Annotated in this window: 17 protein-coding genes; 3 read left to right on the top strand and 14 right to left on the bottom strand. The window is 65.7% G+C overall.

Annotation, left to right across the window (positions count from 1 at the left end; all coding sequences use genetic code 11):
* Nucleotides 1–5: 5 nt before the first annotated feature.
* Entirely contained in the window at nt 6–437 is a 432-nt protein-coding gene (locus J3E61_RS24065) for an NfeD family protein (RefSeq protein ID WP_210085237.1), read from the bottom strand.
* Nucleotides 438–496: 59 nt separating this feature from the next.
* On the opposite strand from J3E61_RS24065, the gene J3E61_RS24060 reads away from it, so the two are divergent.
* Nucleotides 497–1,342 (top strand): hypothetical protein, encoded by an 846-nt coding sequence (locus J3E61_RS24060; RefSeq protein WP_210085236.1) that lies wholly within the window; start codon nt 497–499, stop codon nt 1,340–1,342.
* Here J3E61_RS24060 and J3E61_RS24055 read toward each other — a convergent pair.
* The 10 genes from J3E61_RS24055 to J3E61_RS24010 form a co-directional block, all read right to left on the bottom strand.
* A complete protein-coding gene (locus J3E61_RS24055) occupies nt 1,308–2,330 on the bottom strand; it encodes a ferrochelatase (protein WP_210085235.1) in 1,023 nt (340 codons plus the stop codon). The genes J3E61_RS24060 and J3E61_RS24055 overlap by 35 nt on opposite strands.
* Complete coding sequence (gene fabI, locus J3E61_RS24050) at nt 2,331–3,140, bottom strand: enoyl-ACP reductase FabI (RefSeq protein WP_192720606.1); 810 nt, start codon at nt 3,138–3,140, stop codon at nt 2,331–2,333. It lies immediately after the preceding gene.
* 19 nt (nt 3,141–3,159) lie between these two features.
* A complete protein-coding gene (locus tag J3E61_RS24045; RefSeq protein ID WP_192720607.1) occupies nt 3,160–3,876 on the bottom strand; it encodes a 3-oxoacyl-ACP reductase FabG in 717 nt (238 codons plus the stop codon).
* Nucleotides 3,877–3,956: 80 nt separating this feature from the next.
* Nucleotides 3,957–4,964, bottom strand: coding sequence for a VWA domain-containing protein (locus J3E61_RS24040; RefSeq protein WP_192720608.1), 1,008 nt, complete (start codon nt 4,962–4,964; stop codon nt 3,957–3,959).
* Nucleotides 4,965–4,988: 24 nt separating this feature from the next.
* Complete coding sequence (locus J3E61_RS24035; protein ID WP_192720609.1) at nt 4,989–5,996, bottom strand: VWA domain-containing protein; 1,008 nt, start codon at nt 5,994–5,996, stop codon at nt 4,989–4,991.
* Nucleotides 5,997–6,019: 23 nt separating this feature from the next.
* Nucleotides 6,020–6,967, bottom strand: a complete 948-nt coding sequence (locus tag J3E61_RS24030) for a DUF58 domain-containing protein (protein WP_210085234.1) — start codon at nt 6,965–6,967, stop codon at nt 6,020–6,022.
* Nucleotides 6,964–8,112: an AAA family ATPase gene (locus J3E61_RS24025; RefSeq protein WP_192720611.1), complete on the bottom strand. Its 1,149-nt coding sequence runs from the start codon at nt 8,110–8,112 to the stop codon at nt 6,964–6,966. Before J3E61_RS24025 ends, J3E61_RS24030 begins: the two co-directional genes overlap by 4 nt.
* Nucleotides 8,113–8,286: 174 nt before the next feature.
* On the bottom strand, nt 8,287–8,985 hold the full coding sequence (ripB, locus tag J3E61_RS24020; RefSeq protein WP_192720612.1) for an NlpC/P60 family peptidoglycan endopeptidase RipB: 699 nt from the start codon (nt 8,983–8,985) through the stop codon (nt 8,287–8,289).
* Nucleotides 8,979–10,367 (bottom strand): NlpC/P60 family peptidoglycan endopeptidase RipA, encoded by a 1,389-nt coding sequence (ripA, locus tag J3E61_RS24015; RefSeq protein WP_210085233.1) that lies wholly within the window; start codon nt 10,365–10,367, stop codon nt 8,979–8,981. The genes ripB and ripA overlap by 7 nt, the downstream gene beginning before the upstream one ends.
* A gap of 214 nt (nt 10,368–10,581) precedes the next feature.
* Entirely contained in the window at nt 10,582–11,130 is a 549-nt protein-coding gene (locus J3E61_RS24010; RefSeq protein ID WP_192720614.1) for a hypothetical protein, read from the bottom strand.
* A gap of 160 nt (nt 11,131–11,290) precedes the next feature.
* Here J3E61_RS24010 and acnA point away from each other — a divergent pair, with 160 nt between their 5' ends.
* Complete coding sequence (gene acnA, locus J3E61_RS24005) at nt 11,291–14,098, top strand: aconitate hydratase AcnA (protein WP_192722343.1); 2,808 nt, start codon at nt 11,291–11,293, stop codon at nt 14,096–14,098.
* Between the two features lie 8 nt (nt 14,099–14,106).
* Entirely contained in the window at nt 14,107–14,676 is a 570-nt protein-coding gene (locus tag J3E61_RS24000; protein ID WP_192720615.1) for a TetR family transcriptional regulator, read from the top strand.
* Here the strand turns inward: J3E61_RS24000 and J3E61_RS23995 are convergent.
* From J3E61_RS23995 to J3E61_RS23985, 3 genes are all read right to left on the bottom strand, one after another.
* The gene (locus tag J3E61_RS23995; protein WP_192720616.1) at nt 14,673–14,867 is read right to left on the bottom strand and encodes a transcriptional regulator; all 195 of its coding nucleotides are present in this window, start codon (nt 14,865–14,867) and stop codon (nt 14,673–14,675) included. The genes J3E61_RS24000 and J3E61_RS23995 overlap by 4 nt on opposite strands.
* Nucleotides 14,868–14,972: 105 nt before the next feature.
* The gene (locus tag J3E61_RS23990; RefSeq protein WP_192720617.1) at nt 14,973–16,601 is read right to left on the bottom strand and encodes an ATP-binding cassette domain-containing protein; all 1,629 of its coding nucleotides are present in this window, start codon (nt 16,599–16,601) and stop codon (nt 14,973–14,975) included.
* 12 nt (nt 16,602–16,613) lie between these two features.
* Nucleotides 16,614–17,423 carry an enoyl-CoA hydratase gene (locus J3E61_RS23985; protein ID WP_192720618.1) on the bottom strand — a complete coding sequence of 270 codons (810 nt, stop codon included), beginning with the start codon at nt 17,421–17,423 and terminating at the stop codon, nt 16,614–16,616.
* Nucleotides 17,424–17,425: the final 2 nt, after the last annotated feature.

Genomic DNA, 17,425 nt, shown 5'->3' with positions numbered 1-17,425 from the left:
TTTCTCTAGACCACTTTTTGAACGACCGCGGTGGCGCCGTCAATGTGCACGACGGTGACGTGGTCGCCCGGTTCGTAGACATCGTCGTCGTTGTACGGGCGCGCCGTCCAGATTTCGCCATCGAGTTTCACCTGGCCTTCATGGCGCGCCACCCGATCGAGCACCAGCGCGCTCTTTCCCTCGAGCGCTTTGACCGGCTCAGGCAGGCCCTTGCCCGACATGAAATGACGCTTCAGCGCGGGCCGCACCAGCACCAGCAACAGCACCGACACGACCAGGAAAACCGCGCCGTGCACCCAGAAGTCGTCGAAGACCAGACTCGAACCGGCTGCGGCCAGCGCGCCGCCACCGAGCATCAGCAGGAACATGTCGCCAGTGAGCGCTTCGGCCCCGGCGAGGGCCAGTGCGGCGATTAGCCAGAGCAGCGGGACGGCCATGCCGCCAGCCTATCGCGTAGCCGACCCAAACAGCCGCTAACAACTACACTGCGAGCATCATGTGGTGCCCCAGTGTCTCCCTTTCGGTTTGGGCCAACGCCTGGCTCGCAGGCGCCGCCGCGCCTGATGATGTCCTCGACGCGTTATCGCAATGGGCGTCAAGGCATTCCGTAACCGCGTACGACTCGGTGGCGGCAGGCCGCACGGGTTTGCCGTGGCCAGACTTGAACGACGCGGGCGCAGTGTCGCTGCTGCAGACCGTGCGCACAGCCGCAGGAGCGGGGCTCCGCGCACCCGCCATCGGCGTGGTGCTGCCGGTGCCTGGCGATGTGCGCGGACTCCCTGCAGGTACCCAATTTCAGCGCGACGCGGTGACCGCAGGCGAAGCCGTCATCATCGGCCGTGATGCATCAACCGCGGTAGGTCTTGTCCCTGAATTCGAGTACGACGAATTGGAAGACGAGTCCGATTTCGAGCCGGAGCCGACCGCATTGTCGTGGACGGTGTATTCGGTGCCGACGCAGGCCTCTGCCGAATTCGTCGACCTCGGTGAGGCGGAATACGCATTGCGCGCTGCGGTCCGGTCGGCCGCAGATGCATTGGGCGCCATCCGCGCCGCGGGCACCGACGTGGCCGACCCGCGCGGACTCGTCGAGCAAGTACTCGAAGGCAGCAGGGGCCATCGGGTGCCCGATCACGCGCCCACGCGCGCGGTGCGCGTGCTCGAAAACGCCGCTCACATCGACGCGATCGTGACCGTCAGCTCCGGGCTGATCCCGATCGGATTGCAGACGTCATCGGAAGTCCAGATCGCCAGCGAAGCGCTGCGACCGCTGTCCTCGGTGGTGCGATCGGCTCGGATCGCGGCGATCAGCGCGATTCTGCACTCGGCGTGGAGCGGCTAACGCAGTTCGGCGTGCAGACCTCCCCGTTCACCGAAAACCCTTGCAGCGCAGGTGCATCGGGACCGGGCACCCTGACGGGCTCGCGGCCGTCGCGCAACTCGTCGAGTAGATCGGCGACCAGCCTCGCGAATCGCGGATCGGCGTTCGGCGTCGCGGCCCGTGCGAATGCGATGCCGAGATCCTGGGCGTGGCCGCGTAGCTCGTTGTCCAGATCCCACACCACCTCGATGTGATCGGCGACGAAACCGATCGGACAGACGATCACGGCCTTGGTGCCGCCCTCGGCAAGTGCCGTCAAATGATCGGCGATATCGGGCTCGAGCCACGGCACCTGCGGCGGCCCGGAGCGCGACTGCCAGACTTGGTCGTAGTCGGCGTAGCCGGCCGCAGTGGCGACCAAGCGCGACGCATAGGCCACCTGACGGCTGTAAAGATCTGCACCACAACGGTTTCGGGCCGCAAGCGGAATCGAATGCGCGGTGAACACCAGGCGCGCGTCCCCGGAAACGGTCTGTGCGGCAGCGCCGATGGTCTCGGCGAACATCTCGACGAACAAGGGGTGGTCGAAGTACTGGCGCAGCTTCACCAGTTCGGGCGCTCCCTCGCCGGCTGCATCCCTGGCCCTGGCGATGTCCTCCACGTACTGCGTGCAGCTGGAGTAGCCGCCCCATGCCGAAGTGGCGAACACCGCGGCCCGACGAATCCCGTTGTCGCGCATGGTCGCGACAGTGTCCTCGACGTAGGGTTCCCAGTTTCGGTTGCCGAAGTAAACGGGTAGGTCGATTTCGGCCTCGAGCGCGCTGATCAACTCGCGGTTGATGCCGTTGATCGGCGACACGCCGCCGAAGTGCAGGTAGTGCTCGGCGACCGAGGCGAGCCGTTCGCGCGGGATACCGCGGCCGCGAGTGACGTTCTCCAGGAACGGCATCACATGTTCGGGCGCCTCCGGTCCGCCGAACGACAGGAGCAGAAGCGCGTCAAAATTCATCTAGAGCAGCTGTGTGCTGGCGCCGCCGTCGGCGTAGATGATGGTGCCGGTCGTCGCGGGCAGCCAATCGGACAGCAACGCGCACACCGTCTTTGCCACCGGCGTCGGGTCCTTCATGTTCCAGCCGATCGGGGCGCGTTGATCCCAGCCCTCCTCGAGCAGCTGCATCTGGGCGCCGGCCTCCTCGCCGAGCGCACCGCCGACGATGGCGCTCATCGCCAGTGTCCGGATCGGCCCGGCGGCAACAAGATTCGACCGAACGCCGTATTTACCGGCCTCCCGCGCCACGAACCGGTTCACCGATTCGAGAGCGCTCTTGGCCACGGTCATCCAGTTGTAGGCGGGCATCGCCCTGGTGGGGTCGAAGTCCATGCCGACGATGCCGCCGCCGGAATTCATGATCGGCAGCAGCGCCTTGGCCAGCGAAGCGTACGAGTACGCCGAGATGTGAATGCCCTTGGCGACGTCCTCATACGGCGCGTCGAAGAACGGGTTGATGCCCATGCCGGTCTGCGGCATGTACCCGATCGAGTGCACCACCCCGTCGAGCTTGTTGCCCTCACCGATCACCTCGGTGACCCGGTCGGCCAAAGACGCCAGGTGCTCCTCGTTCTGCACGTCGAGTTCCAGCAGCGGAGCCTTCTCCGGCAGCCGGTCGGCGATGCGCTGGATCAGCTTCATCCGGTCGAAACCGGTCAGCACCAGCTCGGCACCGGCCTCCTGCGCCACCTTGGCGATGTGGAACGCGATCGACGAGTCGGTGATGATCCCCGTTACGAGGATGCGCTTGCCTTCGAGCAAACCTGTCATGTCAAAGTCCTTCTCTCTCTTAGTGGCCCATGCCCATGCCGCCGTCGACCGGGATCACCGCACCGGCGATGTAGCTCGCGTCTTCGGACGCCAGGAAGCTGACGGCCCCGGCGACGTCCTCGGCGGTGCCGACCCGCTTCGCCGGGATGAACTCCAGTGCCCCGGCCTGGATTCGCTCGTCCAGCGCGCGGGTCATCTCGGTGTCGATGTAGCCCGGTGCCACCACATTGGCGGTGACGCCGGCCTTGGACAGCTCCCTGGAGATCGAACGGGCCATCCCGATCAGACCGGCCTTCGCGGCCGCGTAGTTGGACTGGTTGCCGATCCCCCACATCCCCGAGACCGAACCGATGAAGATGATCCGCCCGAACCGGTTGCGCTGCATGCTGCGCGACGCCCGCTGAGCCACGCGGAACGCCCCGGTGAGATTGGCGTTGATGACGTTCTCGAACCGCTCTTCTGTCATCCGAATCAGGAACGCATCCTGGGAAATGCCTGCGTTGGACACCAGCACCTCGACCGGGCCCTGATGCTCCTCGACCTCCTTGAAGGCGCGGTCGACGGCAGCGTTGTCGGTGACGTCACACACGACGCCGAACAGCCCGTCCGGCGCGCCAGATCCGCGGTGGGTCACGGCGACCTTGTGGCCGTCGGCGGCCAGCCGTTGGGCGATGGCCAGGCCGATGCCGCGGTTTCCGCCGGTCACCAGCACGGAACGCGATACGAATTCGGGCATGACCGCCAACTTAGTGCCTGGGGAGCATTCTTAAGAAATCGCCTTACGGCGGGCAGGAGCGCAGCGACATGGGGATATGACTAGTTGGGTAGGCGCCGGTTGATGAACAACGCGCCAAGCGCCGCCAGCGCCAGCACCAACGCGCCGAGTCGCAGCCAGCCCGCGCTCGCGTCGCCCTTGCGGGTTTCGTAGCCGATCTGCTCCTGGAGGTTCGTGAAGACTTCCTTGAGCTGCTCGACATCGGACGCGGTGTAGGACTGTCCATTGGACAGCTGGGCGATCTTCTTCAGCATCTCGTCGTCGACGGGTACCGGCGTCCGCTGGCCGTTCATCTCGACGAAGCCGTACTGGGTGCCGAAGGCCACCGTGGAGATCGGCACGCCCTGATCCTTGGCGGCCCGCGCCGCGGTGTAGGCGCCCTTGGGATTGTCGGGGTTGGACGGCACCGTCTCCTTGCCGTCGGACATCAACACGATGCGGGCAGGCGGTGGGGTGTCGCCGCCGCCGATCACCGCACCGACGGTGGAGATGGCCTGCAGCGCCGTGAAGATGGCCTCACCGGTCGCGGTGCGGTCGGCCACCTGCAGCTTGTCGATCGCATTCTTGGACGCATCACGATTGGTGGTCGGCGACACCAACACGGTCGCGGTGCCCGCATAGGCGATCAGCCCGAGGTTGATGCCGGGAGTCATCTGATCGACGAACTGCTTGGCCGCCTCCTGCGTGGCCGCCAGCCGGTTCGGTGACACGTCGGTGGCCTTCATGGATTGCGACACATCGACGACGAGCATCACCACCGCACGGTTGCGCGGAATCTTGACATCGTGCGTCGGCCCAGCCATCGCGATGGTGAACAGCACGAGCGACAACACCAACAGGATCGTCGGCACATGCCGCCAACGCGGCGGTCGCTTGGGCGCAACGCTTTCCAGCAGTTCCGTGTTGGCAAAGCGCTGCATTCTCTTGCGGCGCGCCGCCTGCATGGCGAGATACAGTCCGACCAGCCCGAGCACCGCAATGAGGAACAGGAAGAACCACGGGTGGTCGAAGCCCGTCAGCGTCATCGGTCCGAGCAACGGTAAAGTCATGTGCCAGTTGTCATTTCAGTTGCGTCAGTCGGGTAGTCGGCGGTTGATCAGCATCGCAGCCAGCGCCGCCAAAGCCAGCACCAGCGCGCCGAGCCGCAGCCAGCCCGCGCTCGCATCGCCCTTGCGGGTCTCGTAGCCGATCTGCTCCTGCAGGTTGGTGAAGACTTCCTTGAGCTGCTCCAGGCTCGAGGCGGTGTAGGCCTGACCGCCCGACAACTCGGCGATCTTCTTCAGCATCTCGTCGTCAACCGGGACGGGCTGGCGCTGATCGTTGATTTCGACGTAGCCGTACGGCGTGCCGAATGACACCGTCGAAATCGGCACGCCCTGGTCCTTCGAAGTACGCGCGGCCGTGTAGGCGCCCTTCGGATTGTCCGGGTTCGACGGCACCGTCTCCTTGCCGTCGGACATCAACACGATGCGGGCTGGAGGCGGCTCATCTCCCCCGCCGATCACCGCGCCGACGGTGGCGATGGCCTGCAGCGCCGTGAAGATGCCTTCGCCGGTCGCCGTGCGGTCGGCCAACTGCAGTTTGTCGATCGCGTTCTTCGACGCCTCGCGGTTGGTGGTCGGTGACACCAGCACCGTCGCCGTGCCCGCGTACGCGATCAGCCCGAGGTTGATCCCGGGCGTGAGCTGATCGGCGAATTGTTTGGCCGCCTCTTGCGCGGCGGCCAGCCGGTTCGGCGACACGTCGGTGGCCCGCATCGACTGCGACACGTCGATGACGAGCATCACCACCGCGCGGTTGCGCGGAATGCGGACGTCATGCGTCGGCCCGGCCATGGCGACGGTGAACATCAACAGCGACAACACCAGCAGGATCGCGGGCAGATGCCGCCAGCGCGAAGGCCTTTTGGGCGCAACGCTTTCCAGCAACTCCATGTTCGCAAAGCGCAGCATTCGCTTGTGCCGGGCCACCTGCACCAGCACGTAGAGCGCGGCGATCGCGACGACAGCGATGAGGAAGAGAAAAAACCACGCGTGTTCGAAGCCCGACAGCGTCATCGGTCCGAGCAACGGTAATGTCATATGCCAGTTGTCATTTCGTCGGATTACGTCCGGCCGGCGAGTGCTCCACGGCGGCGGTTGGCGACAAATCGGACGACGTCGGCGATCCAGTCCCGGTCGGTGCGCAGCGAGAGCAACGGTGCGTCGCAACGCCGTAGCGTGCGCGCCACCTCGGCACGATGGGCGGCCGCGGCTTTCTCGAAGTCGTCGCGCAGTTGCGCGTCAATGGTGAACTCCCGGGTCACCCCGCTTTCAGCGTCCTGCAGGATGACGTCGCCCACGTCGGGAAGTTCCACATCCCGAGGGTCGAGGATCTCGATGCCGAGCACCTCGTGTCGGCCCGCTATCGCCCGCAGCGGACGCATCCAGTTGATCGGCCCGAGGAAATCGCTGATGATCACCGCCATGCCGCGGCGCCGTTCCGGACGCCGCAGCGCGTCGATGGCGGCGGCCAGGTCGCCGCGTACCCCCGTCGGCGCCTTCGGCATTGTCGCGATGGTGCGCAACAGTTCCTGCTCGTGCATGCGGCCCGACAGTGCCGGAACGCGCCGCACCGAGTCGCCGTTGGCGATGATCGCACCGATCCGGTTACCGCCGCCGCTGTTGAGGAACGTGATCGCAGCCGCGGCCGCGACCGCCAGATCGCGCTTTTCGCAACCGGTGGTGCCGAAGTCCAGGCTGGCCGACATGTCGACCACCAACCACGTCTCGAGCTCACGGTCGGCGATCATCTGACGCACATGCGGGTGAGTGGTGCGCGCGGTGACCGACCAGTCCATCCTGCGTACGTCGTCGCCGGGCTGGTAGAGCCGCGACTCCCCCGGCTCGGACCCCGGCCCCGGCAGCAGCCCGAGGTGGTCGCCGTGCAGCACGCCGTCGAGCTTGCGGCGCACAGTCAGCTCCAGCTTGCGCAGTGCCGCTGTCAGCGCGGGGTCACGAATCTCCCCGCGCTTGAGCGACGGCAGGTCGACCCCTCGTCTGGAAGTAGTCACCGATTACCGGCGGCAGCCGCTGCTGCCGGCATGACCGGCTGCACCGAATGACCTTGCTGCGGAATGGCATTCACCTGCGGGAGCGCCACCGTCTGCAGGATCCGGTTGATCACGGTCTCCGAAGAGATCTCGTCGGCCAGCGCGTCGTAGGTGAGCACGAGCCGGTGCCGCAGCACGTCGGGGATGACCTCGACGACGTCCTGCGGGATCACGTAGTCGCGGCCACGCACCAGTGCCAGCGCGCGCGAGGCCGCGATGATGCCGAGGGACGCGCGCGGCGAGGCGCCGTAGGCGATCCACGCCTTGGCGTCGGGCATGCCGAACTTCTCGGGGTGCCGGGTCGCGGTGACGATGCGCACCACATAGTCGACGAGCGCGTGGTGCACGAAGTTGTTGGACGCCACGTCCTGCAGGCGCAGTAGATCACCGGGGGCCAGGATCTGCTTGGGCTCCGGCGGCTTGACGCCCATCCGGTACACGATCTCCCGCTCCTCCTCCGGAGTCGGGTAGTCGATGTTGAGCTTGAACAGGAAGCGGTCGCGCTGCGCCTCGGGCAGTTGGTAAACACCTTCCTGCTCGATCGGGTTCTGCGTGGCCATCACCAGGAACGGGGCCGGCAACGGGAACGTCTTGCCGCCGATCGAGATCTTGCGCTCGGCCATCACCTCGAGCAGCGCCGACTGCACCTTGGCGGGTGCACGGTTGATCTCGTCGGCGAGCAGGAAGTTGACCACCACCGGACCGAGTTCGATGTCGAACTCCTCTTTGCCCTGGCGATAGATCCGCGTGCCGACGATGTCGGTTGGCACCAGGTCAGGGGTGAACTGGATGCGGGCGAACGTGCCGCCGACGACCTTCGCGAAGGTCTCGACGGCCAACGTCTTGGCCACCCCGGGCACGCCTTCGAGCAACACGTGCCCCTTGGCGAGCAGGCCGACCAGCATCCGCTCGACCAACTGATCCTGGCCGACGATGATCCGCTTGACCTCGAAGATGGCGCGCTCGAGGGTGTGCACCTCCTGCTGCAGGCCTCCGTTGTTCGGCGGCGCGGCGTGGGAGGCGGGGTTACCGGGGTTGTAGGCCTGTGTTGGGGCCTGTCCGGAATAACCTCCAGCGCCCTGCGGCGGCCCACTCGGTGAACTCATCAACGGTCCTTCCAGATCTGTTAAGACGCTGGTCGCAGCGGCGTCGGCCGGAGTTGGCCGCACGCTCGCCGTCAACTATTCCAGGCAGTCCGGAATCCGTCGACGTTGCCCAGCGAAGTGTCGCCTGGTCGAACGGCATTCACCAGGAGTGCTCAGGTTTAACTCAGGCCACGCTCAGCTTTCGATAATTCGCGCGGCGTACGGCTGCAGACCCCCCTGCCGCACTGGACTGACCGTCACGTGGCCGGCGGCGCTCGACGCTTCCAGCATCCGCCCGCCACCCAGGTACAGCGTGACGTGCTGCGTGCCGCCGGGGCCGTAGAACAACAGGTCGCCGCGTTTGGCCTGCGACAGCGGCACCTTGCGGCCGGTGTTGTATTGGTCGCCGGAGTACTTGGGGATCAGCACGCCGACGCCTGCGAACGCGTAGCGGGTGAATCCGGAACAGTCGTAGCCGATCTTGCCCGCATCTTCGTCGACGCCTGCGCTCGGACCGTTCGGCGTGCCACCGCCCCAGGAGTACGGCACACCCATCTGGGAGGCGCCGCGGCGGATCACGTACTCGATCGCCTGCGGACCACGCACGCGCGCGCCCGGGGAAACCGCTCCTGTGCTTGGCGAGCCGCCGAGGCCGATGCTGGCGAGGAACTGCTGGCCCAGATTCTGTGTCGTTTGAAGGGCCACCTGCGTCGCCTGAAACGACGCGTTGGCGATCGCGACGGGATCGCCGGGCGCACCGGCGCTGAGGATCTTCGGCAGCGTCGGATCCCATTGCCCGTCGTCGGGGGCGGCGATCGCGGGTGCAGCAAGGCCAAGCAGCAGCGCGACGGCGATCAGTAGTCCAATTGTTATGCGGCGCAGAGGATTCACCATTCGATCATTCGAGTCACGTACGGGGTCATGCCGCTGGTGCGCACCGGCGAGATCTTCACCACGGACCCCGTGTACGGAGCCTCGAGCATCTGACCGTCACCGAGGTACATCGCGACGTGCTGGCTGGCGTTGGGCCCGTAGAAGATCATGTCGCCACGACGCATCTGCGACGACGGGACCTTGCGGCCCGCGTTGTACTGCGAGCCCGAGTAGTGGTCGAGCTTGATGCCGACGCCTGCGAACATGTACAGCATCAGCCCCGAACAGTCGAAACCGACTGTGCCGGCACCGGAATCGATGCCGCGGCTCGCGCCGGCGGCGTTGCCGCCACCCCACGAGTACGGCGTGCCCCGCACCGCGAGGCCGCGGTTGATCACGTACTCGGTCGCCTGGCGGCCATACACGCGCGGAATTGCGCCGTTGGTGTAGCCGCTCGGCGTCGGCACCAGGCCGATCTTCTGCAGGAAGCCGCGACCCATCTGCTGGGTCACCTGTGCCGATGTCGACGCGTAACCGAGGATCGTGTTGATGATCGCGATCGGGTCACCGCTGACGAACGCGCTCGGGATCGCAGGAAGAGTGGGATCCCACAGCGAATCCCACTTCTGACCGCCCCCATCGCGTGCCCCCGGCGCCCGATCCCAGTTCGCGTTCGGGTCACCGACGCGCGCCGCAGCGGGCTGGGCCGCAGGCGCACCGGTTGCGGGGGCCGACCAGTTGCGCGCGTCCTCGAGCTTGGCCTGCGCCGCGGCCCGTTCGGCGGTCAACTGATCGAGTTGGGACTGCTGGTCCTTGAACGTCTGTTGCGCGGTGGTGAGCGCCGAAACCGCGTTCTGCTGACTGGCTTCGGCGTCGACGACGGCCTTGTCGGCGTTCTGCTTCGCCAACCGTGCGGCCGACTCCTTGTTCACCTGCTCGGTGCGGGCCCGCTGGAGATCGGTGATGATCTGCTGTGAACTCACTGCCAGTGTCTGACCGGCCGCCGCGGTCGACAGGATGTCGGCAGGATCGGTGGCCGTCAGATAGGAATCCGAAGGACCGCTGACATACGTTGCGGCAGCGAAGGTGTCGAATCGCTGTTGGGCCGCCGCGATCGCGGCGTTCGCCTCCGAGACGCGCTGTGCGCTTGCGTCCACTTCCTGTTGTGCGGCCGCGGCATTCTCGCGCGCTGTCTGCACATCGACGATCGCCTTGTTGACGCTTTCCTGTTGCGCCTGAATCGAGGCGCCGAGGTCTTGCAGCTTCTGATTGGCGTTCGCCACAGCCGCGACAAGCTCGCCGAGGGTGTCCGAGCTGGCGGGCTGCCCGACCGCCAGGCCAGGAGTCGCGAGCAGCATGCCGATGGCAAGCATCACCGCGCGGACCCGAGGGTTGCGTCTCATCCGACCGTGTCTCCTATGGCTCGCACGCTGTGTGCAGTCACAACAATCACAACTGCAACATCAGCCACCGATTGCACGGTACGTCACATCTGACGCTAAGGAAACTTTAGTCACAAATTACAAGTCTGTAATTGAATGTAGCGTTATCCCGCTGTGACTTTTCTATTTGCAATGCGGAAGCAGAAACGCGCCAAATGCGCTGCCAGAGGGGTTTTTACGGCTGTTCGCGGCGCGCTCTGATTTGTAACGCGCGGGTGGCGACGACCGCTGCAATCACCGCCAGCACGAGCACAATGGTGAATGGCGTCCACGGGAAATGTTGCGTCGTCAACTCACTGACGAAATTCTTGGAAGACTGCACCGCATCGCCGGTCTTGGCGACGTCCTGACCCGCCTCGAGAGTCACCCGGTCATAGGTCGGGCTGTAAGTCCCCGCCCACCCGGGGCTGATCACCAAAACGGTGGAACCGGGGTACGCCTTGCCGACCGCGGTGGCGACATCGCGCAGCGGGGTGTCGATCGGCGGGCTCTGGTCCATCACGACGATCTTGAGATCGATGCCTTTTTGCTTGGCGTCGGCGACCACGCCGGCCAGGCCGGCCTTGTCCTGGCTGGCCGAAGCACTCACGCCATCGTCGCGAACATCGGCGAAGACGAGGTTCATGCAGGCGTCCGGCGGGGTCGCCGGGTCCTGCCCGACCGTCGCGCATACCTGAGGCGGGATGTACGTCGGCAGAAACGGGAGCACGTGCGGTCCGGTCACACGGGCACGGTACGCGATGAGTGGGTATGCGGGTGGCAGCACTCACCCACGAGGACGAGACTAAAAGCACCCCTGGGTTGATTCTCAGGACAAGCGTACTGTTAGAATTGTGACCGCCGACGACACAGCCCGTCGCGGCGATATCGAGCCGGGAGTTGATGTGAGCAGCAAAGATTCGGTGAATTCGTTTGGCGCCCGCGACACCTTGAAGGTCGGGGACAAGAGTTATCAGATCTACCGCCTCGATGCGGTGGCCGGAACCGAGAAACTGCCATACAGCCTCAAGGTGCTCGCCGAGAATCTGCTGCGCACCGAGGACGGCGCCAACATCACCAAGGACCACATCGAGGCGATAGCGAACTGGGACCCGTCGGCCGACCCCAGCGTGGAGATCCAGTTCACCCCCGCCCGAGTGATCATGCAGGACTTCACGGGCGTCCCGTGCATCGTCGACCTGGCCACCATGCGCGAGGCGGTCGGCGACCTCGGTGGCGACCCGGACAAGGTGAACCCGCTGGCGCCTGCCGATCTCGTCATCGACCACTCCGTGATCGCCGATCTGTTCGGCACCGCGAACGCATTCGAGCGCAACGTCGAGATCGAGTACGAGCGCAACGGCGAGCGCTACCAGTTCTTGCGCTGGGGCCAGGGCGCGTTCGACGACTTCAAGGTGGTGCCGCCCGGTACCGGCATCGTGCACCAGGTCAACATCGAATACCTGGCCAGCGTCGTCTTCGAGCGCGACGGCGTGGCCTACCCCGACACGTGCGTCGGCACCGACAGCCACACGACGATGGAGAACGGCCTCGGCGTGCTCGGCTGGGGCGTCGGCGGCATCGAGGCCGAGGCGGCCATGCTGGGCCAGCCGGTGTCGATGCTCATCCCCCGTGTCGTCGGTTTCAAGCTCTCCGGGGAGCGGCAGCCCGGCGTGACCGCCACCGACGTGGTGCTCACCGTCACCGAGATGCTGCGCAAGCACGGCGTGGTCGGCAAGTTCGTCGAGTTCTACGGCGAGGGCGTCGCCGAGGTGCCGCTGGCCAACCGCGCAACGCTGGGCAACATGAGCCCCGAATTCGGTTCCACCGCAGCAATTTTCCCGATCGACGAGGTGACAATCGACTACCTGCGGATGACGGGCCGCAGCGATGAGCAACTCGCGCTGGTCGAGGCGTACGCCAAGGAACAGGGCATGTGGCACGACCCAGAGCGCGAGCCGAAGTACTCCGAGTACATCGAGCTCGACCTGTCCGATGTCGTGCCCTCGATCGCAGGGCCGAAACGGCCGCAGGACCGGATCGCGCTTGGCGACGCAAAGACCGCTTTCCGCAAGGACATTCACAACTACGTAGAGGAGAACCTGCCCGCCGAGCACACCAAGCTCGACGAGGCGGTCGAGGAGTCCTTCCCCGCCAGCGACCCGGCATCCAGCCTGGCCTTCGCTGATGACGACGCGGTCGTGCCTTCGGCGGCCGTCGGCGCCAACGGCAGGCCGAGCAGTCCGGTCGAGGTGAAATCCGACGACCGCGGCGAGTTCATCCTCGACCACGGCGCGGTGGTGATCGCAGCCATCACGTCGTGCACCAACACGTCCAACCCCGAGGTGATGCTGGGTGCGGCGCTGCTTGCGAAGAACGCCGTCGAGAAGGGTCTGACGGCCAAGCCGTGGGTGAAGACGACGATGGCGCCGGGTTCGCAGGTGGTCACCGAGTACTACGACAAGGCCGGGCTGTGGCCGTACCTGGAGAAGCTCGGCTTCTACCTGGTGGGCTACGGATGCACCACATGCATCGGCAACTCGGGTCCGCTGCCCGAGGAGATCAGCAAGGCGGTCAACGACGCCGACCTGTCGGTCACCGCGGTGCTGTCGGGTAACCGCAACTTCGAGGGCCGCATCAACCCGGACGTGAAGATGAACTACCTGGCGTCGCCGCCGCTGGTGATCGCCTACGCGCTGGCCGGCACCATGGACTTCGACTTCGAGGCCGAACCGCTTGGCAAGGATTCCGACGGCAACGAGGTCTTCCTCAAGGACATCTGGCCATCGCAGAAGGACATCAACGACACCATCGCGTCGGCGATCAACACCGAGATGTTCGTCAAGAACTACTCCGACGTCTTCAAGGGCGACGACCGGTGGCGCAACCTGCCGACCCCGTCGGGCAACACCTTCGAATGGGACACGAACTCAACGTACGTGCGCAAGCCTCCGTACTTCGACGGCATGCCCGCCGAGCCGCAGCCGGTCACCGACATCAAGGGTGCGAGAGTGCTGGCGCTGCTGGGTGATTCGGTGACCACCGACCACATCTCCCCCGCAGGCAGCATCAAGCCCGGCACGCCGGCCGCGCAATATCTCGACGAGCACGGGGTCGACAAGAAGGACTACAACTCCTACGGCTCGCGGCGCGGCAACCACGAGGTGATGATCCGCGGCACGTTCGCCAACATCCGGTTGCGCAATCAACTTCTCGATGACGTGTCCGGCGGCTATACCCGCGACTTCACCAAGGACGGCGAACAGGCGTTCATCTACGACGCCGCGCAAAACTATGCGGCGCAGGACATTCCGCTTGTCGTGCTCGGCGGCAAGGAATACGGCTCAGGCTCGTCGCGCGACTGGGCGGCCAAGGGCACCAGCCTGCTCGGTGTGCGCGCGGTCATCACCGAGTCGTTCGAGCGCATCCACCGGTCGAACCTGATCGGCATGGGTGTGATCCCGCTGCAGTTCCCCGAAGGCGAATCCGCCGCGAGCCTGAAGCTGGACGGCACCGAGACGTTCGACATCAGCGGCATCGAGGCGCTCAACGACGGCAAGACGCCGAAGACCGTCCATGTCACCGCCACGAAGGAGGACGGCTCGAAGGTGGAGTTCGACGCCGTCGTGCGCATCGATACCCCCGGTGAAGCGGACTACTACCGCAACGGCGGCATCTTGCAGTACGTGCTGCGCAACATGCTGAAGTCGTAAGCGCAGACATGCCCCGGGTAACCGAAGACCATCTGGCGGCGCGACGCCGGCAGATCCTCGACGGCGCCCGGCGCTGTTTCGCCGAATACGGCTATGACAAGGCCACCGTGCGACGGCTCGAGCAGACGATCGGGCTGTCGCGCGGTGCCATCTTTCACCATTTCCGCGACAAGGACACGCTGTTCTTCGAACTGGCCCGCGAGGATGCCGAGCGAATGGCCGATGTCGCGTCGCGGGAGGGGTTGGTTCAGGTGATGCGCGACATGCTTGCCGCTCCCGACCAGTTCGACTGGCTGGCGACGCGGCTGGAGATCGCGCGCAAGCTGCGCAACGATCCGGCGTTCAACCGCGGCTGGTCGGAGCGCTCGGCCGAGTTGTCGGCGGCGACCACCCAACGGCTGCGCACGCAGAAGCAGGCGGGCCGGCTCCGCGACGACGTGCCGAGCGCGGTCCTGCAGACGTATCTTGACCTTGTGCTGGACGGCCTGGTTGCGCGGCTGGCGTCCGGCGACGAACCCGAAAAGCTCAGTGCCGTACTCGACCTCGTCGAGGCCTCGCTGCGCCAGCAACCGTCCTAGCTTGCCTTGCGGCTGCGATGGTTGGGTCCGCCCCGACTGCGCATGGTCGTACCCGACTCGCGCAACATGCTATGGATCGAGCCATACGAGCGGCCGGTGTTGGCCACCAACGTACGGATGCTCGCGCCCCCCTCGTATGCGCTGCGCAATTCGTTCAGGACTTCATCCCGGGACTTGTTCAGTTTCTTCATCGACATCTCTCCCCACGTTTGATGCCCCGACCCCTACCCAATACCCAGCGTAGGAAGCGTTCACACCCAACGGGCGGAATTGATGAAACAGTTCGCAATTCGCGCTCAGGCGAGCTCGATCAGGTCGCGATAGTCGTTGGACCAGAAGTCTTCGGTGCCGTCGGGCAGCAGCACCACGCGTTGCGGGTCGAGTGCTTCGGCGGCGCCTGGGTCGTGCGTCACCAACACCACTGCGCCGACGTACGACCGCAGTGCGTCGAGCACCTGCTCGCGCGACGCGGGGTCGAGGTTGTTGGTCGGCTCGTCGAGCAGAAGCACGTTCGCGGTCGATGCCACCAGACCGGCGAGCGCGAGGCGGGTCTTCTCACCGCCGGACAACGTGCCGGCGGGCTGATCAAGCTGCGCACCGCTGAACATGAAGGCGCCCAACAGACCCCGCAGTTCCTGCTCACCCGTGTCGGGCGCGGCGTGACGGATGTTCTGCCACACCGTCGCCAAGTTGTCGAGCGTGTCGTGTTCCTGCGCAAAGTAGCCGATCTTCATTCCGTGGCCCGGCTCGAGGCCTCCGGAGTCAGGTGTCTCGACGCCGGCCAACAGCCGCAGCAGGGTGGTCTTGCCCGCGCCGTTGAGGCCGAGCACCACGACCCGCGAACCGCGGTCGATGGCGAGATCGACGCCACTGAAGACCTCCAGTGAGCCGTAGTTCTTGGTCAGACCCTTGGCCACCAACGGGGTGCGGCCGCACGGCGCAGGCGTCGGGAACTTGATCCTGGCCACCTTGTCGGCAACGCGTTCCTCGTCGAGCGCAGCCATCATCCGGTCGGCCCGACGCAGCATGTTCTGTGCGGCAACGGCTTTGGTGGCCTTGGCACCCATTTTGGCCGCCTGGGCGCGGAGGGCCGAGGCCTTGCGTTCGGCGTTGGCCCGCTCGCGGCGGCGCCGCTGTTCGTCTGTCGCGCGGGCGTCGAGGTACTTCTGCCAGCCCATGTTGTAGACGTCGACCTCGCCGCGCACCGCGTCGAGGAACCACACCCGGTTGACGACATCGGCGAGTAGTTCGACGTTGTGACTGATCACCACCAGACCGCCGGCATGCCCGCGCAGGAAATCGCGCAGCCAACCCAGCGAGTCGGCGTCGAGGTGGTTGGTGGGCTCGTCGAGCAACAACGTGGTGGCCGATCCCGACCCCGTGTCGGAGGCGGCGAACAGGATGCGCGACAGCTCCACCCGGCGGCGCTGACCACCGGAGAGTGTGCGAAGTGGTTGTGTCAGAACACGTTCGGGCAGACCAAGGCTTGCGCAGATGCGGCCCGCCTCGCTTTCGGCCGCATATCCGCCAAGCGAAGCGAAGCGCTCCTCGAGCTGGCCGTATTTGCGGACCGCCTTGTCACGCGCGGCGTCGTCGGCCACCTCGGCCATCAGCGCCTGCTGCTTCTCCAGGTCGGCAAGCAACGTGTCGAGGCCGCGGGCTGACAGCACCCGATCGCGGGCCAGCACCTCGAGATCGCCCTCTTTGGGATCCTGTGGCAGATAACCGATTTCCCCGGTCCGCGCGATGGTCCCGGCGTAAGGTTCACCCTCACCCGCCAAGATGCGCATGGTCGTGGTCTTGCCTGCGCCGTTGCGTCCGACGAGCCCGATGCGGTCGCCTGGCTGCACCCGCAGCGCCGCACCGTCTGTGGACAGCAGCGTGCGCGCTCCAGCGCGGACCTCGAGGTCCGTTGCGGTGATCACGCTGCTGTCCCCTTATTTGTCGTCGGTGAAGACCGGTGCGCGCTTCTCGGCGCGCGCCGCGACCGCTTCTTCGAAGTTGCCGGTGAGCAAACGGACGAAGAGCTGTCCCAGGCCCTCGGCCTGCATATGCCCTTCCAGGCTAGCGGCGTCCAGTCCACTCCAAAGCGTGCGCTTGGTCAATTCGATTCCCGGCCGCGAGAACGATGCGATGCGCTCCCCGAGCTCATAGCAAACGTCGAGCAGCTCATCGTCCGGCACGGCACGCGAGACCAGTCCGATACGTGCGGCCTCGTCGGCGTCGACGTCGCGTCCGGTCAGCATCAGCTCGAACGCCCGAGACGTACCGATCGCGCGCGGCAACAAGTAGGACAGCCCGAGCTCGCTCGCCGTCAGTCCGTTGTTGATACCCGCAGCACGGAAATAGGCTCCCGCACCTGCGACGCGGATATCGCAGGCAAGCGCAAGGCACAGTCCGCCGCCGATCGCCGCGCCGTTGACGGCAGCGATCACGGGCTGGTGCATTTTGCGCAGCGACAGGATGACGTCGTCGAGCACCTCCATCGATCGCAGCGCGAACGTCGGCCGGGTCAGCCCGTCGATGTGCGGCACCGAGCCTGCCGACTTGTGGTCGGCACCCGAGGAGAAGCCGCGGCCCGCACCTGTGAGCACAATCACGCGGGTGTCGTTGTCGTAGGTCAACTCGTCGAGCACCTTCTTGAGCGGGACCATGACGTCGAACGCCATCGAGTTCATCCGCTCGGGCCGGTTGAGTGTCACCAGCGCGACGTGCGGTCGCGGTCTATCTACTAGGACAAAGTTCACCC

Origin of the sequence: Mycobacterium sp. OAE908 (assembly GCF_017872775.1) — a bacterium.
Classification (GTDB): domain Bacteria; phylum Actinomycetota; class Actinomycetes; order Mycobacteriales; family Mycobacteriaceae; genus Mycobacterium.
The sequence above is the reverse complement of the archived record's forward strand: the minus strand, read 5'-3'. Positions and strand labels throughout refer to the sequence as shown.

What these genes read in the sequence shown, in the direction of transcription:
- J3E61_RS24065 (WP_210085237.1), bottom strand. Translation starts at nt 437, where the DNA reads ATGGCCGTCCCGCTGCTCTGGCTAATCGCCGCACTGGCCCTCGCCGGG.
- J3E61_RS24060 (WP_210085236.1), top strand. Translation starts at nt 497, where the DNA reads ATGTGGTGCCCCAGTGTCTCCCTTTCGGTTTGGGCCAACGCCTGGCTC.
- J3E61_RS24055 (WP_210085235.1), bottom strand. Translation starts at nt 2,330, where the DNA reads ATGAATTTTGACGCGCTTCTGCTCCTGTCGTTCGGCGGACCGGAGGCG.
- fabI (WP_192720606.1), bottom strand. Translation starts at nt 3,140, where the DNA reads ATGACAGGTTTGCTCGAAGGCAAGCGCATCCTCGTAACGGGGATCATC.
- J3E61_RS24045 (WP_192720607.1), bottom strand. Translation starts at nt 3,876, where the DNA reads ATGCCCGAATTCGTATCGCGTTCCGTGCTGGTGACCGGCGGAAACCGC.
- J3E61_RS24040 (WP_192720608.1), bottom strand. Translation starts at nt 4,964, where the DNA reads ATGACTTTACCGTTGCTCGGACCGATGACGCTGACGGGCTTCGACCAC.
- J3E61_RS24035 (WP_192720609.1), bottom strand. Translation starts at nt 5,996, where the DNA reads ATGACATTACCGTTGCTCGGACCGATGACGCTGTCGGGCTTCGAACAC.
- J3E61_RS24025 (WP_192720611.1), bottom strand. Translation starts at nt 8,112, where the DNA reads ATGAGTTCACCGAGTGGGCCGCCGCAGGGCGCTGGAGGTTATTCCGGA.
- ripB (WP_192720612.1), bottom strand. Translation starts at nt 8,985, where the DNA reads ATGGTGAATCCTCTGCGCCGCATAACAATTGGACTACTGATCGCCGTC.
- ripA (WP_210085233.1), bottom strand. Translation starts at nt 10,367, where the DNA reads ATGAGACGCAACCCTCGGGTCCGCGCGGTGATGCTTGCCATCGGCATG.
- J3E61_RS24000 (WP_192720615.1), top strand. Translation starts at nt 14,107, where the DNA reads ATGCCCCGGGTAACCGAAGACCATCTGGCGGCGCGACGCCGGCAGATC.
- J3E61_RS23995 (WP_192720616.1), bottom strand. Translation starts at nt 14,867, where the DNA reads ATGAAGAAACTGAACAAGTCCCGGGATGAAGTCCTGAACGAATTGCGC.